Annotated in this window: 14 protein-coding genes; 10 read left to right on the forward strand and 4 right to left on the reverse strand. The window is 69.6% G+C overall.

Features of this window, described 5'->3' with window-relative positions; translation table 11 throughout:
* Positions 1-134 precede the first annotated feature (134 nt).
* From AC1DRO_RS09715 to dhaM, 6 genes are all read left to right on the forward strand, one after another.
* On the forward strand, positions 135-2,258 hold the full coding sequence (locus AC1DRO_RS09715) for a S9 family peptidase (RefSeq protein ID WP_476950671.1): 2,124 nt from the start codon (positions 135-137) through the stop codon (positions 2,256-2,258).
* A gap of 60 nt (positions 2,259-2,318) precedes the next feature.
* Positions 2,319-2,852, forward strand: a complete 534-nt coding sequence (locus tag AC1DRO_RS09720; RefSeq protein ID WP_173403079.1) for an amino-acid N-acetyltransferase — start codon at positions 2,319-2,321, stop codon at positions 2,850-2,852.
* A 219-nt stretch (positions 2,853-3,071) separates the two neighbouring features.
* Positions 3,072-3,353 (forward strand): hypothetical protein, encoded by a 282-nt coding sequence (locus AC1DRO_RS09725; RefSeq protein WP_476950672.1) that lies wholly within the window; start codon positions 3,072-3,074, stop codon positions 3,351-3,353.
* A gap of 157 nt (positions 3,354-3,510) precedes the next feature.
* Complete coding sequence (dhaK, locus tag AC1DRO_RS09730) at positions 3,511-4,512, forward strand: dihydroxyacetone kinase subunit DhaK (protein WP_223914689.1); 1,002 nt, start codon at positions 3,511-3,513, stop codon at positions 4,510-4,512.
* Between the two features lie 2 nt (positions 4,513-4,514).
* A complete protein-coding gene (gene dhaL, locus AC1DRO_RS09735) occupies positions 4,515-5,147 on the forward strand; it encodes a dihydroxyacetone kinase subunit DhaL (RefSeq protein WP_026266688.1) in 633 nt (210 codons plus the stop codon).
* On the forward strand, positions 5,144-5,815 hold the full coding sequence (dhaM, locus tag AC1DRO_RS09740) for a dihydroxyacetone kinase phosphoryl donor subunit DhaM (protein WP_476950673.1): 672 nt from the start codon (positions 5,144-5,146) through the stop codon (positions 5,813-5,815). Before dhaL ends, dhaM begins: the two co-directional genes overlap by 4 nt.
* 3 nt (positions 5,816-5,818) lie before the next feature.
* Here dhaM and AC1DRO_RS09745 read toward each other — a convergent pair whose 3' ends face one another.
* Entirely contained in the window at positions 5,819-6,316 is a 498-nt protein-coding gene (locus tag AC1DRO_RS09745; RefSeq protein WP_476950674.1) for a hypothetical protein, read from the reverse strand.
* 16 nt (positions 6,317-6,332) lie between these two features.
* A complete protein-coding gene (locus tag AC1DRO_RS09750) occupies positions 6,333-7,169 on the reverse strand; it encodes an HhH-GPD family protein (protein WP_476950675.1) in 837 nt (278 codons plus the stop codon).
* 275 nt (positions 7,170-7,444) lie between these two features.
* Here AC1DRO_RS09750 and AC1DRO_RS09755 point away from each other — a divergent pair, with 275 nt between their 5' ends.
* Entirely contained in the window at positions 7,445-8,161 is a 717-nt protein-coding gene (locus tag AC1DRO_RS09755) for a hypothetical protein (RefSeq protein WP_476950676.1), read from the forward strand.
* Between the two features lie 46 nt (positions 8,162-8,207).
* Here AC1DRO_RS09755 and disA read toward each other — a convergent pair whose 3' ends face one another.
* A complete protein-coding gene (disA, locus tag AC1DRO_RS09760; RefSeq protein ID WP_476950677.1) occupies positions 8,208-9,284 on the reverse strand; it encodes a DNA integrity scanning diadenylate cyclase DisA in 1,077 nt (358 codons plus the stop codon).
* 376 nt (positions 9,285-9,660) lie between these two features.
* Here disA and AC1DRO_RS09765 point away from each other — a divergent pair, with 376 nt between their 5' ends.
* Complete coding sequence (locus AC1DRO_RS09765) at positions 9,661-11,274, forward strand: peptide chain release factor 3 (protein WP_028276909.1); 1,614 nt, start codon at positions 9,661-9,663, stop codon at positions 11,272-11,274.
* Positions 11,275-11,445: 171 nt separating this feature from the next.
* On the forward strand, positions 11,446-12,804 hold the full coding sequence (locus AC1DRO_RS09770) for a protein kinase domain-containing protein (RefSeq protein ID WP_476950678.1): 1,359 nt from the start codon (positions 11,446-11,448) through the stop codon (positions 12,802-12,804).
* 25 nt (positions 12,805-12,829) lie between these two features.
* On the opposite strand, the gene AC1DRO_RS09775 is transcribed toward AC1DRO_RS09770, so the two are convergent.
* Positions 12,830-14,038, reverse strand: a complete 1,209-nt coding sequence (locus AC1DRO_RS09775; protein WP_028276908.1) for a PucR family transcriptional regulator — start codon at positions 14,036-14,038, stop codon at positions 12,830-12,832.
* Positions 14,039-14,135: 97 nt separating this feature from the next.
* Here AC1DRO_RS09775 and AC1DRO_RS09780 point away from each other — a divergent pair, with 97 nt between their 5' ends.
* Positions 14,136-15,215, forward strand: a complete 1,080-nt coding sequence (locus AC1DRO_RS09780) for a ferredoxin reductase (protein WP_243178327.1) — start codon at positions 14,136-14,138, stop codon at positions 15,213-15,215.
* Positions 15,216-15,220: the final 5 nt, after the last annotated feature.

Here is a 15,220-nt window from a genome sequence, read left to right on the forward strand (position 1 = left end):
GGCGAACGGCGAACGGTGGCCGTGCTGAAGCGCCAGGGCCCGTCCCGCATGATTCGGGAGCTGTGTCTGAAAGCAATGTTTCACTCTTAGTGAACGTTTTGTGATCGATACCACATACGGTGTTGAATCGGTGCATGGCTGCTAAGGACTCAGAGACCCTGAGCGAACAACCCGAGACCCCCTTCCACGATCTGGACCACTACCTCGCGATCCCCAGAGTGAGCGGTTTGACGCTGAGCCCGGACGGCGCCCGGCTGGTGACCACCGTGGCGACCCTCGGCGCGAAGGGCACCGAATACTGCACCGCGCTGTGGGAGGTGGATCCGGGCGGGGCCAAACAGGCCCGCCGGATCACGCGCAGCGCCAAGGGGGAGGCCGGTGCGGTGTTTGCCGCCAACGGCGACCTGTACTTCACCTCGGCCCGTCCCGATCCGGAGAGCCCCGAGGCAGACCCGGTGAACGCCCTCTGGATCCTGCCGTCCGACGGTGGCGAAGCCCGGGTGGCCTTGTCCCGGGCCGGCGGAATCGGCGGCGTCCACGCCGCCAAGGACGCCGACACCGTGGTGGTCGCGGCCTCGGTCCTGGCCGGCTCCACGGACGAGGACAATGACGAGGAACGCCGGAAAGCGCGCAAGGACAACAAGGTCGCGGCCATCCTGCACAGCGGATACCCTGTCCGCTACTGGGATGCGGACCTGGGCCCGGCGCAGCCGCGGCTGTTCGCCGTCGAACCCGGAGACCCGTTGGAGGCCGGAAAGCCGGCAACCATCGACGCCGCGCCGCCGCTGAAGATGCGCAACCTGACGCCCGACGCCGGCACGCGGCTCAGGGACGCCGAATCGGTGCTCAGCCCGGACGGCACGACGATTTACAGCAGCTTCGCCAAGCCCCTCGCCAATGCCGATTCACGTTCCGTCCTGGTCGCCATCGACGTCGCCACCGGCACCCGCACGGTCCTGCTGGACACGGAAGGCCAGAGCTACTTCCCGGGCCCGGTCAGTCCGGACGGCCGGAGCCTGGTGGTGGTCAGCGAAAGCGACACCACGCCGCTGGCGGCCCCGCGGGTCTTGCTGCACCTCCTCGACGTCGCCGGCCCGGCGGCCGGGGACGGCGCCCTGACGCCGCTCGCCCATGACTGGGACCGCTGGGCCCGCCCTGCCGCATGGCTGCCGGACGGATCGGCCCTGCTGGTCACCGCCGACGAGGACGGCGCATCGCCGGTATTCCGGATCGGTGTGGCCGGAGACCCGGGCGGGGCGGCCCAGGTGCTGCGCCTGACGGCCGACGCCGCGGCGTACACCGACGTCGTCGTCGCACCGGACGGACGCAGCGCCTACGCCCTGCGCAGCTCCTACGAATTCCCCGCCGAACCTGTACGGATCGACCTCGCCTCCGGTGACGTCGTCCGCCTGCCCGCGCCCGCGGAACGCCCGCACTTCACGGGCACGCTGGAGCGCGTGGAGACGACGGCGGCCGACGGCGCCCGTGTGCCCGCGTACCTGGCTCTGCCGGAGGGCGCGTCCGCCGCGGCCCCGGCCCCGCTGCTGCTCTGGATCCATGGCGGCCCGCTGGGATCCTGGAACGCCTGGACGTGGCGCTGGAACCCGTGGCTGCTGGTGGCGCGCGGCTACGCGGTGCTGCTCCCGGACCCCGCCCTCTCCACCGGCTACGGCCAGGACCACATCCAGCGCGGCTGGGGGGAATGGGGCAAGGCTCCGTTCACCGACCTGATGGCCATCACCGACGCCGTCGTGCAGCGCCCCGACATCGACCAGACGCGCACGGCCGCCATGGGCGGCTCGTTCGGCGGGTACATGGCCAACTGGGTGGCCGGGCAGACGGACCGCTTCAAGGCAATCGTCACGCACGCCAGCCTCTGGGCCCTGGACCAGTTCGGCCCCACCACCGACGCCGCGCAGTACTGGCTCAAGGAGATGACGGCCGAGATGGCGCTGGAGAACTCCCCGCACCTGCACGTGGAGAACATCCGAACTCCCATGCTGGTCATCCATGGCGACAAGGACTACCGCGTGCCGATCGGCGAGGGACTCCGGCTCTGGTACGAACTGCTCGCCAAGTCGCAGCTGGCGGCGGACGGGAACGGCGAAACGGACCACCGGTTCCTGTATTTCCCGGACGAGAACCACTGGATCCTGCAGCCGCAGCACGCCAAGGTCTGGTACGGCGTGGTGGAGCACTTCCTGGCCAGGAACCTGCTGGACAAGGACGTTCCCGTCCCCGACGAACTCGGTCTCTGACGGACCGGGCCCGTGCCGGCAGGGAGCCGGCCGGGCCCGGGGCACCCGTAAGATTGGGCTGTGACTGAGACCGTGACTGAGACCGCGACTGAGACGATCCGCATCCGCCCCGCCCGCACCGACGACGTTGGCGCCATCAAGACCCTCGTGGCGCCCCTGGCCGACCAGCGGATCCTCATGGCCAAGGAAACCGTGGCCTATTACGAAAGCCTGCAGGAGTTCCGGATCGCCGAATCCGAAGACGGCGGGGTGATCGGCTGCGGGGCGCTGCACGTCATGTGGGAGGATCTCGCGGAGGTCCGCACCCTCGCAGCCTCGGACGCTTGGCGCGGCAAGGGCGTGGGCCACGCGCTGGTGGAGCGCCTGCTGGAGGATGCCCGCGCGCTGGGAGTCTCCCGGGTCTTCTGCCTGACCTTCGAAGTGGAGTTCTTCAAGAAGCACGGCTTTGAAGTCATGGCTGACCAGACCGCCGTCGATCCCGTGGTGTATTCCGAGCTCCTGCGCTCGCACGACGAAGGCGTGGCCGAGTTCCTGGACCTGGCGCGGGTCAAACCGAACACGCTGGGCAACACCAGGATGATCAAGGAGCTGTAGCCCCCGCCGGGTTGCGGCTGCGCGCGGCTGTTCGCCGGCCAGCGAAGGCGGCTCCAGGCCGGCCCCCCGGCCAGCGAAGGTGGCTCCAGGCCGGCGCCCCTAGCCGCCAGGAACTCGACGTCCACGCAGGGCTTCCCTTCAGTAAATTTGGTGGATAAACTGATGCCGGCCCAGGGGGTGGGCCGCCATACTTCCGGAGGCAAAAAATTGCACAAAGCCGTGATTTTTCCCGATCTCTCCGCAATCCACAGGTCAATCGCCAGCGCTCCGGCAGGGCCGCCGGACCAGCCGCTGGAAGCGCTGCCGCCCGAACCCGCCAACCACTCCTCGCCCGGCACCGGCGCGCCCGTGACGGGGCAAACCGCCGAGGCGGTATCTGCCGCGTCAGGACCGCCGGCCACGTCCCGCGCCCGCGAGGGCCGGCTCGCCGCGCCGCCGTTCTCGTGGCTGGGCGTCGATGCCTGGCCGCATTCTCCGGCCTGGGCCGACCAACAGGCCTGAAGCGCGGGGGTTCGGAACGCACGGCCACAACCCCGCCGCCCCGGGATTCGCAGCCCATCAGGGAGCCCGGGCCGGGGGAACGGGGAGCCTACCGCCGGCCGTGCCCCGGTAGTAGGGTCTAAGCAAGCAGCCAGGACACCATCCAGGGAGCACCGCCATGAAGAAACTCATCAATGATCCCAAAGCCGTGGTCGACGAGTCAGTGGAAGGGTTCGGGCTTGCTCACGCCGACCTCGTGACCGTCTTCCCGGACCCGAAATACATCGTGCGCAAGGACGCTCCCGTCGCAGGGAAAGTCGGGCTCGTCTCCGGCGGCGGCAGCGGACACGAACCGCTGCACGGCGGGTACGTGGGCCTGGGCATGCTCGACGCCGCCGTCCCGGGCGCCGTGTTCACCTCTCCCACTCCGGACCAGATCCTGCCGGCCACGCTGGCCGTAAGCTCCGGCGCCGGCGTCGTGCACATCGTGAAGAACTACACCGGTGACGTCCTGAACTTCGAAACCGCCGCCGAACTCGCGCAGGCCGAAGGCGTCGAGATCCGCACCGTGCTCGTCAACGACGACGTCGCAGTGCAGGATTCGCTGTACACGGCCGGGCGCCGGGGCGTCGGCGGCACCGTCCTGGTCGAGAAAATCGCCGGTGCGGCCGCCGAGCGCGGTGACAACCTGGACGCCGTCGCCGCGATCGGTGACCGCGTCAACCAGAACGTGCGCAGCATGGGCGTGGCGTTGTCCGCCTGCACCGTTCCGCATGCCGGCGTGCCCAGTTTTGAGCTCGAGGAAAACGAGATCGAGATCGGCATCGGTATCCACGGCGAACCGGGACGGCACCGCATCCCGATGGAAAACGCCGACGGCATCACCGACCGGCTCCTGGATCCGGTGGTCAGCGACCTCGGCCTTGCTTCCGGGGACCAGGTGCTCCTGTTCGTCAACGGCATGGGCGGCACCCCACAAAGCGAGCTGTACATCGTCTACCGCAGGGCCGCCCAGAAACTGGCCGAGCAGGGCGTCACCGTGGCCCGCTCACTGGTGGGCAACTACATCACGTCCCTCGAAATGCAGGGCTGCTCCATCACTGTCCTGCGCCTCGATGACGAGATGACAACACTCTGGGACGCTCCCGTGCATACTCCGGCCCTTCGCTGGGGCGTCTGACCGTGGGCTTGGACGTCGGCTGGGCGGTGCGGTGGCTGACGCTTTCGGCGCAGGCCATGGCGGAGCACCGGGTGGAACTAATCGAGCTGGACCGTCCCATCGGCGACTCGGACCACGGCGAGAACATGGACCGCGGCTTCAAGGCCGTGATGGACAAACTTGCCGAGGCGCCGCCGGAAACCCCGGCCGCGGCCCTGAAACTGACGGCCATGACGCTGATGTCCAAGGTCGGCGGGGCGGCCGGCCCGCTGTATGGCACGGCGTTCCTGCGGGCCGCCACGGCCCTGGGTGAGGCCTCCGACGTCGACGCCGCCACCCTCGCTGCCGCGCTGCAGGCCGCCCGCGACGGGATCGTCGCCCGCGGAAAGGCCGAATCCGGCGACAAGACCATGGTGGATGCCTGGACGCCCGCGATCGAGGCGGCCGCCGCAGCGGCTGGCGACGGCGACGGCGATGTCAGAAAGGTGCTGCTAGCCGCGGCGGAGGCCGCCGAAGCCGGCGCCGTGTCCACGGATCCGATGCTCGCCCGTAAGGGCCGTGCCAGCTACCTGGGGGAGCGCAGCATCGGCCACCGCGACCCCGGAGCGGTCTCCAGCGCGCTGATTCTGCGCGCCGCGGCCGGAGCGGCCGAATGACAGTCCGGCTGGTGGTCGTCTCGCACAGCTCCAAGATCGCGGACGGCGCCGTCGAACTCGCCGCGCAGATGGCTCCCGACGTCCTGATCCTCCCCGCCGGCGGCACCGACGACGGCCGCATCGGCACGAGCCTGGACAAGGTCATGGCGGCCCTGGAGCAGGCAGCCGGTGACGGTGTGGTGGTGCTCGCCGACCTCGGCTCCGCGGTGATGACGGCCGAGTCCGCTGCGGAGTTTGCAGCCGAGCCGGGCTCGGTGCTGATTGCTGACGCGCCCCTCGTCGAAGGACTCGTCGCGGCCGCGGTGGCTGCCCAGGCAGGAGCCGAAGCGGCGGCGGTGAAGGACGCGGCCGAGGCCGTCTACCGGCCGCCGGCCCATCCCGCGGAGGCGGGGCATGTGCACCAGCAGCCGCCGGACGCCACCGGGGACTTTGAGCTCGTCAACCAAGCCGGCATGCATGCCCGGCCGGCAGCGAAGATCGCCGGAGGCCTGTCCGCCATGGACGCCGAGGTGACCGTGAACGGCGCCGACGGCGCCTCCATGACCGAGCTCATGATGCTTGCCGCCGGCAAGGGAACCGTCCTGCACGTGGAGGCCAGCGGCCCGGACGCCGCCAAGGCGGTCGACTACCTGGAACGCCTGGTCGGCTCGGGGTTCGGAGAACCGTAAGCGCTAGGGTGCCTGGCGGAGGCCGGCCGCGTCGAGCACCACGCTGGCGGTGATGAAGGTTCCGCACTGCTCACCAAACGGGTGCGCCGCGCGGGGCGTGAACGCCGCGGTCCGGGCCGGCAGCGGGTTCCCGGCGGTGTCCGTGCCCGTGGCCGTCACCTCGATCCGGCTGGCGCTCAGCGTCTCCATCATCAGCATTCCGGTCAGGGTGCCGTCGGGTGAAGAAGTGGCCGAGCAGACGCCGTCGCCGCCGTAGGGGCCCGGCTCGCAGCCTTGGTCCACGGCCGTGCTTCCGGGAACCAGTTCGAGGTCCGCCTCTTTGCAGCGGCCGTCCTGGCAGGCGGCCAGGTGGATGGTCCGCACTGACGGGGCGTACTCACGGTCCACCGTTAGCGATACAACGGGCGCCTGGGCGATCGCCGGGCAGGCGGCCTCCGGCCGGCACGAGACAGCCAGGACTGCGGTGAGGACCAGCACCGCCGCGGCCGCCAGCTTGCGCATGCTCCAGCGTAGATCCTCAGCCCGGGAGCCGGAAGCCGCCCTGGTGCAGTTCGGCGAGGCCGTCGCCCAGCAGCCCTGCCAGCGCCCGTTCCAGCTGCTCGGGGGCCGCGTTGAGCCGGTGCAGGGCCGCGAGCGGGATGCCGACGCCCTCCGGTTCGAAGCCCAGGTCCGCGGGAGCCTGGTGGAACAGGACCGGCGCCACCGGCTCCTCGGCTGCCCGCAGGACGGCCATCACGGCGCCGCGCACCTGCCGGTCCGTGCCGTGCCAGGCCTGGCCCTTGGGCGTGTACGCCGGCGCCGGCTCCCCGGCCGCCAGCCAGGCGCAGGACTCCCGGACAGGGCACTGGCCGCACTTGGGGGTCCGCGCAGTGCAGACCAGGGCGCCGAGTTCCATGACGGCGGCGTTCCAGCGCACCGAGGCGTCGGGGCGGTCCGGGAGCAGCGATGCGGCCAGCCGCATTTCGGCGGCGGTCAGGGCCTGCGCCGGCAGGGCAGAGCCGGTGACCAGCCGCGCGTGGACCCGGCGGATGTTGGTGTCCACCACCGTTTCGCGGCGTCCGTAGGCGAACGCGGCGACGGCCGCGGCCGTGTAGCTGCCCACGCCCGGCAGGTCCAGGAGTTCGGTGTAGGTGCCGGGGACGGCCCCGCCGTGGCTGTCCCTGATGGCGACGGCGGCGGCATGCAGGCGCAGGGCGCGCCGGGGATATCCCAGCCGGCCCCAGGACCGGACGGCCTCCCCGGCGGGTTCGCCGGCCAGATCTGCAGGTTCCGGCCAGCGGCGCAGCCACTCTTCCCAGACCGGCAGGACCCGGACCACCGGCGTCTGCTGGAGCATCACTTCGCTGACCAGCACACCCCAGGGCGTGCAGTCCGCGGCCCGCCACGGCAGGTCCCTGGCATTGGACGCGAACCAGTCGTCCAGGGCCGTATAGAGCGCTGGGAGATTGCCGGCGCGGGCGGGCGCCCCGGCGGGCAGGGAGTCACGCGGTGCCGCGGCGGATACGGGGGGCGTGGGGGTTAGAGTTTCGATCCATTCAGCGTAATAGATCGGGGTAACGGATCGGGACGGCGTCCGGTCCCGCGGCGTGGCCGGGCGCCAGAGCCCGCGCGGTTCTCTAGGCTAGAACAATGGTCAGGCAAGGCACTTCAGGTACGGGCGGTTCGCGGCCGAAAGGTTCGGCCCCGGGGCAATCCGGGCGCAAATCCGGACGGCCCCCGCTGCGCCGGGTCTACCGCCGCCGCCGGCTGTTTGCAGGGGTGGTCCTGCTGCTCGTCATCGCGGTGGCCTTCGGCGGCTTTGTGGCGGTCTCGAACGCCCTGGGCGGGGGCCAGTCTGCCGGCGCCCAGCCGTCCGGGGCAGGAACGTCGCCGGCGGCCAGCCCGGCTGACTCCGCGTCGGGGAGCCCGACGGCGTCCGGGGAGGCTTCGGCCTCTCCCACGGCCACATCGGGGGAGGGCTGCGAGCAGAATCTGATCACCGTTACGGCCGCCACCGACAAACAGGCTTATGCAGCCGGTGAGAAGCCGCTGCTGAGCCTCACGGTGACCAACAACAACAAGGTCCCGTGCGAGGTCAACATCGGGACCTCGCAGATGGAGTACATGATCACCAGCGGCTCGGACCGGATCTTCTCCTCCAAGGACTGCCAGGCGGAGAGCACGGACCTGATGAAGACCATTGCTCCGGGCAAGAGCGAGACGGCGAACTTCCCGTGGCAGCGCAACCGCACGGTGCAGGGCTGCGAGCCCGTCGAGGCCACGCCCGGTGCCGGCGGCGCCTACTACGTCTTCACCGCCCGGCTGGCGAACAAGAACAGCCCCAAGGCCGTGTTCCAGCTCAGCTGACCCGTGTAACTCCTGTTACCCCCCCCCGACGGGTTTGTGGAGGGGGTTAGAGGAAGCGGTCCAGCAGGCTGGCCTCGGCCATGCGGCTCAGGCCCTCCCTGACGGTCCTGGCACGCTGGTCACCGATCCCGTCGACGGTCATGAGGTCATCGATTGTTGCCGCCATCAGGAACTGCAGGCCGCCGAAGTGGTCGACGAGCCGGTCGGCGACGGCCTTCGGCACGGCCTTGAGCCCGGAGAGCAAGCGGTAGCCGCGCGGCTGCACGACGGCGTCGAGGTTGGCCTCGCCGCCGGCGAAGCCGACGATGCCGGCGATCTTGCCCAGGTCGATCAGCTCGGTTGGGCCCAGGCCGACGAGTGCCTTGACCGCTTTGTCGATGTCCTCCGCTGTTGCGGCCGGCCCGGAGTAGTCGCGGATGATGACGTCGCTGCCCGGGCCGCGGCCGACGGTGAGCTCGTCCAGCTGCAGCGAGAGCAGGCGGCCGTCCTCGCCCAGTTCCAGGACGTACTGGGAGATTTCCTCGGAGATCCTGCGCACCATTTCCTGGCGCTGCAGCGTGACCGCGACGTCACGGACCGTCACCATGGCCTCGATTTCCAGGGCGGAGAGCGAGCTGGTGACCTGGTCCAGGCGCGAACGGTAGCGTTCCAGGGTTGCCAGGGCCTGGTTGGCGCGGGCCAGGACCTTTTCGGAGCCCTCCAGGACGTGGCGCAGCCCGTGCACGTACAGCGCGATGATCTGCATTGACTGGCTGACCGAAATGACCGGGACGCCCGTCTGGATGGCCACGCGTTCCGCGGTCCGGTGCCTGGTGCCCGATTCCTGCGTTTCGATACTCGAATCCGGGACGAGCTGGACCGCCGCGCGCAGGATGTTGCTGGCATCCTTGTCGCAGACGATGGCGCCGTCCATCTTCGCCAGTTCCCGCAGCCGGGTGGGGGAGAAATCGATGCCGATCTCGAAGCCGCCCGAACAGATGGACTCGATGGTCCTGTCGATGCCCAGCACGATCAGCGCGCCGGTCCGGCCGCGGAGGATGCGTTCCAGGCCGTCGCGGAGGGCTGTGCCCGGTGCCACCCTGGCCAAGGTCGCCTTGAGCGCATCTTCAGGGCTCCGAGCCATAGATTTCCCTTCAAAGGTGCAGGGACGAGCCTGCAAGTGCGCCGGATTCCAGGGTCTCCCGGCAGGATCAAAGTACTCAGTTCCCCGCTCTCCCCATGATAGGGGTAAAGCAAGGCCACTTCCGCACAGGCAAGCCTTAAAGTGGTCCATTGCGGCGTGCCGCCGCGGGCCTCCTGAAGGGCTGCCCCGGGCGCCGTCCGTGACGGCATTTTGGCGCCTTAACGCCGCAGCTTCGTGCCCGGGCCTCGCGTAGCTTCATACGCGGTCCGGCCGCAGCTTCGTCCGCGGTCCGCGGCCTGCGATAAACTTGGATCCTTGGGTGTACCGCGGGCTCTCCGCGCCGTGACCCGTCCACTGCCGCAGCGAAAGTAGCATCGTGTCTCAAGAAGTCCTCAGCCCCGCCCGAGTCCAGGAGATTCACAAGCAGGCGGCCCGGCGCCGGACTTTCGCGGTCATTTCGCACCCCGACGCCGGCAAATCCACCCTGACGGAGGCCCTGGCGCTGCACGCAAAGGTGATCGGCACGGCCGGCGCCTCCAGCGGAAAGGCCAACCGCAAGGAGACGGTCTCGGACTGGATGCAGATGGAAAAGGACCGCGGCATCTCCATCAGCTCTGCCGCTTTGCAGTTCGCCTACCGGGACACCGTCATCAACCTCCTGGACACCCCGGGCCACGCCGACTTTTCCGAGGACACCTACCGCGTGCTCGCGGCCGTGGACTGTGCTGTCATGCTGGTCGACGCAGCGAAGGGCCTGGAAACCCAGACCATGAAGCTCTTCGAGGTCTGCAAGCAGCGCAACCTGCCCATCATCACTGTCATCAACAAGTGGGACCGGCCCGGCCTGGACGCCCTGGCGCTGATGGACGAGATCACCGAACGCACCGGCCTGCAGCCGATGCCGCTGACCTGGGCCGTTGGCATCTCCGGCGACTTCCGCGGCGTCTGGGACCTGCGCAACGACCGCTTCGCGCAGTTCAAGCGCAACAACGCCGGGGCCAACATCGCCCTGACCGAATACTTCACCCCCGACGAGGCCGCCGCCAGCCAGGGCGACGACTGGTCCAACGCCGTGGACGAGGCCGGGCTGGTCATCGAATCCAACCTGGCGTTCGACGTCGCAGCCTTCCACGCCGGCAAGGCGACGCCGATCCTGTTCAGCTCGGCCGCGCTGAACTTCGGCGTCAAGGAAATCCTCGACGCCCTCGTCGACTTCGCCCCGCCCGCTGCCCCGCGGCCCGACGTCGACGGCGACCCCCGCCCCGTGGATGCCCCGTTCGCCGGGTTCGTCTTCAAGGTCCAGGCCGGCATGAACAAGGCCCACCGCGACCACGTTGCCTTCATCCGTGTCTGCTCCGGCATGTTCGAGCGCGGCATGGTGGTCACCCAGACCCGGACGGGGAAATCCTTCGCCACCAAGTACGCCCAGCAGGTTTTCGGCCGCGAACGCGAGGTGATCGACGAGGCTTTCCCGGGCGACGTGGTGGGCCTCGTGAACGCCTCCTCCCTCCGGGTGGGGGACAGCCTGTTCCTGGACCAGCCCGTGGAATTCCCGGCGATCCCGCTTTTCGCCCCGGAGCACTTCCAGGTGGCGCGCTCCAAGGACCCGAGCCGGTTCAAGCAGTTCCGCCGCGGCATCGAACAACTTGAGCACGAGGGCGTCATCCAGGTGCTCCGCTCGGACATCCGGGGTGACCAGGCGCCCGTTCTTGCCGCCGTCGGCCCCATGCAGTTCGAAGTGGTCGAGGACCGCATGGCGCACGACTTCAGCGCCCCGATGCGGCTGGAGCGGCTCCCGTATTCCATGGCCCGGATCTCGACCGCCGACGCCATGCCGGCGCTGGCCAACGTCCCCGGCGCCGAAGTCCTGTTGCGCTCCGACGGGGAATACCTGGCCCTGTTCAACGACGTCTGGGCCCTGCGCCGGATCGAAAAGAACCACCCTGACCTCACCCTGGTGCCGATCGGGACCCACAACCCCGCAAAATAGCCCAAGGCGGCGGACCGAAGACTTCCGGGAAGTCTTCCGGAATCCGGTTTCCGCGTTATGATAAGTAAGCTTGCTTATGATGCGGGTGCCGGGATTTGTCCCGGCTTTGGACTGATCCGCCCGCCTCCAGCGGCGGCCCCATTAGAGGGACCACGTAGACCTTTGACAACCATGGACCCCGGTTCCCTGCTCAGCGGGCGCTACCGGATCGAAGAGCTCATTGGCCGGGGCAGCCAATCGAGCGTGTACCGTGCCACGGACGAGGTCCTGGGGCGTGAAGTGGCAGTCAAACTCTTCCGCGACGGGACCGTGGACGAAGAACGGGCCCGCAGGCAAGCCGATGAAGTGCGGATCCTGGCGGGGATGGCCCACCACGCCCTCGTGACATTGTTCGACGCCGGCACGGACCTCAGTGACCCGACCCGCCGGCTCAGTTATCTGGTGATGGAACTCGTCCGCGGCCCCGACCTGCGCCGCCGCTCGGCCGAGGGCCCGCTGTCGGCGGCCCACATGGCGCTGATCGGACACGATCTCGCGGACGGTCTTGCGCACATCCACCACCACGGCATCATCCACCGGGACGTCAAGCCGGCCAACATCCTGCTCGTGGACTACAGCGTCGAGGACCGGCGCGCCCGCGCCAAACTCAGCGACTTCGGCGTGGCCATCACCATCCGCGAAGGCCACCACGGCGACCCCGATGACAGCTCCGGCACCCCGGCCTACCTCAGCCCCGAACAGGCTGCCGGCGAACCGGCGGGCCCCGCCAGCGACGTCTATTCGCTGGGGCTGGTCCTCCTGGAAGGCCTGACCGGGAAAATGGCCTATCCCGGCGCGCCGGTGCAGTCCGCCCTGGCCCGGCTGCTCCACGACCCGGACGTCCCTGAAGACATCGCGCCCATGTGGGCGGCCCTGCTGACCTCCATGCTGGACAGGGATCCGGCCGCCCGCCCGCCGGCCCGGGAAGTGTCCCTGGCCCTGCGCCAGGAAGTCATCAACGGCACGGGACGCCGCCGCCGGGACCCGGCCGCGCTGTTGACCGACGAAGAAGGGCGCATGCAGGCGGTCGAGCGGTACCGGATCCTGGACACTCCCGCGGACGGCGTCTTTGACCGGATCGCGGCGCTGGCCGCACGCATGTTCTCGGTGCCCGTGGCGATTGTCAGTGTTGTGGACCATGACCGGATCTGGTTCAAGTCCCACCACGGCACGGATGTCACGGAAATCGGCCGGGACCCCGGATTGTGCGCCTCCGCCGTCCTGCAGGGCGATGCCTGGATTGTCCGGGACGCCGTCAACGATCCCCGGACGCTGGCCAACCCCCTCGTGGCAGGCGAGTTCGGCCTGCAGTTCTATGCCGGGGTGCCGCTGCGCACTCCGGACGGCTACAACCTGGGCACCTTCTGCATCCTGGACCGTGAGCCCCGCGAGTTCAGCGATGAGGACACTGCTGCGCTGGAGGACCTGGCGGCGCTCGTGATGCACGACCTGGAGTTGCGGCTCCACAGCCGGCGGGCGCTCGCCGGGTAACCCGCGGTCCGCCTGACGGGCTGGCCTACCGCCGGCCGGCGTGAAGGGCCAGTTCGAGTTCGAAGCGCGCCGTTGGGTCCTCGAGGGCGTCGCCAAAGAGCTCGCGCAGCTGCGCTGCCCGGTAGCCCACGGTCTGCGGGTGGATCCCGAGCTCGGCGGCCACGGGCGCCCGCTGGCCCCAGTGGCGCAACCAGGAGAGCAGGGTTTCGGCGAGCCGGTCGCGCTGTGCGGGCCGAAGCCCTTCCAGCGGCGCGAGCCGGCGGTTGGCGAGTTCCGTGATCGCCGAGGGTTCTGCACCGAGAATCACCTGCGCCAGGTGCTCGTCGGCCCAGATCGGGGGATCATCCGGTCCCTCCCGCGGAGGCAGTGCTGCGGCCGCCAGCACGGCCAGCCGCAGCGAATCCGGAACCCTCTCCCAGCCCCCGGCCGGTCCCACGGAAGCGCCGCGCCCCTTCAGGGCACGGTCCAGGTCGTCCCGGGCGGAGCGCGACATCCGCGCCGGCACCAGGGCGACAACATCGGTCTCGCGCTCAATCACAAGGGTGCCCGGGCCCAGGCGCAGCCGCAGCCCGGCCGCCCGGTCCAGCGGCAGCGTCACCACCGCCATGCGCTGGGGCAGGGACCAGTCCGCCATCGCCGCCGTCTGGCGCAGGGCCGCCTCGTCGGCCTGGCCTAGCAGGAGCAGGTCCAGCAGTTCGGTGCGCCGCCGGTCCACTGCTCCGGCCCGTTCGGACTGCTCAAAGGCGTAGGCCTCGGCGCTGACCGCCGACAGCTCATCGATGTACGCGAGGATCGATTCGCCCAGGTCCACCACGACGCCCTGGCCCAGATGGTGTTCCACTGAGACTTTGGACATCTCCCGGAACGTCACGCGGGCGCCCATCCGGTAGGCGCTCAGGAGCGCGTCCATGCTCCGCCCCTGCCGGAACTCGCCGCTGCCCAGCCCGGCCACCAGCTCCCGGCTTTCCTCGGACAGCGCCGGCAGCCGGGTCCCGGGCAGTTGCAGGAAGCGGTCCAGCGCCGCGGCCACGCCCCTGCGCAGCCCCCTGCCAAAGCGCCCCTCGATCGGCCTGGCGTACGCCGGGACGAGCTGCGGGACGGCCTCGATGATGGCCTCGACAATGCCGGGCATCCGCGGCCGCAGCATGTCGCTGACCTCCCGCGGCAGGGCCAGCCAGGGAGGATCGTAGGCGGGGGCGGGGCCGGCAGGCTCCCGGGCAGGGGATGTGTTCATGGAAAGTCCGATGAGTTGTTGCGGCGGGATAGTTTTCTCGAGTCGATCGTATGCCTTGGGTGAAGAAGTATGGCGCAATCTGACATAAGCTTGATGAATGATCCGGCTCCGTAAGCTGGCGCGCGCCGCATCTCTACTGACCACCCCACTAGCTCCAGAAGACATTCTGTCGCTGTTCAATCCCGTGTTTTCCGCCCGCCAATTGCGCGGCGTGGTCACCAGGGTGGTTCCAGAAACGGCCGATTCCGCCACCATTTTCTTCCGTCCCGGCCGCGGCTGGCAAGCACATCTTGCCGGCCAGTGGGCCCGTATTGGCGTCGAGCTCGACGGTGTCCGCCACTGGCGGTCCTACTCGCTCAGCGCCCCCGCCGGACAGGACCCGGCAATCACCGTGACCGACATGGGCGCCGTCTCCGGGGCCCTCGTACGCGGCACCAAGCCCGGCGATGTCCTGTTCCTGGCGCCCCCGCAGGGCGATTTCGTCCTTCCCGAGCATCCGCGGCCGCTGCTCATGCTCACGGCCGGCAGCGGGATCACCCCGGTGATGTCGATGATCCGCACGCTCGTTCCGCACCGCCCGGATTCGGACGTCGTCCTGATCCACACCGCCCGCACCGCCGCGGACACCATCTTCCGTGAAGAACTCGCCGAGCTCGCCGACCAGTTCCCCAACCTGCGCGTCACGCACTGGTTCACCGGTGAGAGCGGACGGCTGGACTTCACCTCGGCCGCCGACCTGGACCGGCTCTGCCCGGACTGGCGCCAGCGCGCCGCCTACGCATGCGGTCCGGAAGGGTACCTCAACGACGCCGAGGCGTTGTGGGAGGCCGAAGCGGAGGACGCCCAGCAGGCCGCGGCCAGCTCGGGCACCCTGACCATCGAACGCTTCAGCACCAGCCTCGCCGGCGGCGCCGGGCACGACGGCGGCCTGGTCACCTTCGAGGCCTCCGACCGTGAAGTCGAGGCCGATGGCGACACCCCGCTGCTCGATGTCGGCGAGGACGCCGGCATCCTCATGCCCAGCGGCTGCCGGATGGGTATCTGCCACAGCTGCCTCATCCCGCTGCGGGCCGGCCACGTCCGTGACCTGCGCACCAACGAAGTGCACGGCGAGCCCGGCCAACTAATCCAGACGTGCGTGTCGGCAGCCGCCGGCCCCGTTAACCTCGACCTCTGAGGAGT

Source organism: Arthrobacter sp. P4_F11, assembly GCF_056401395.1.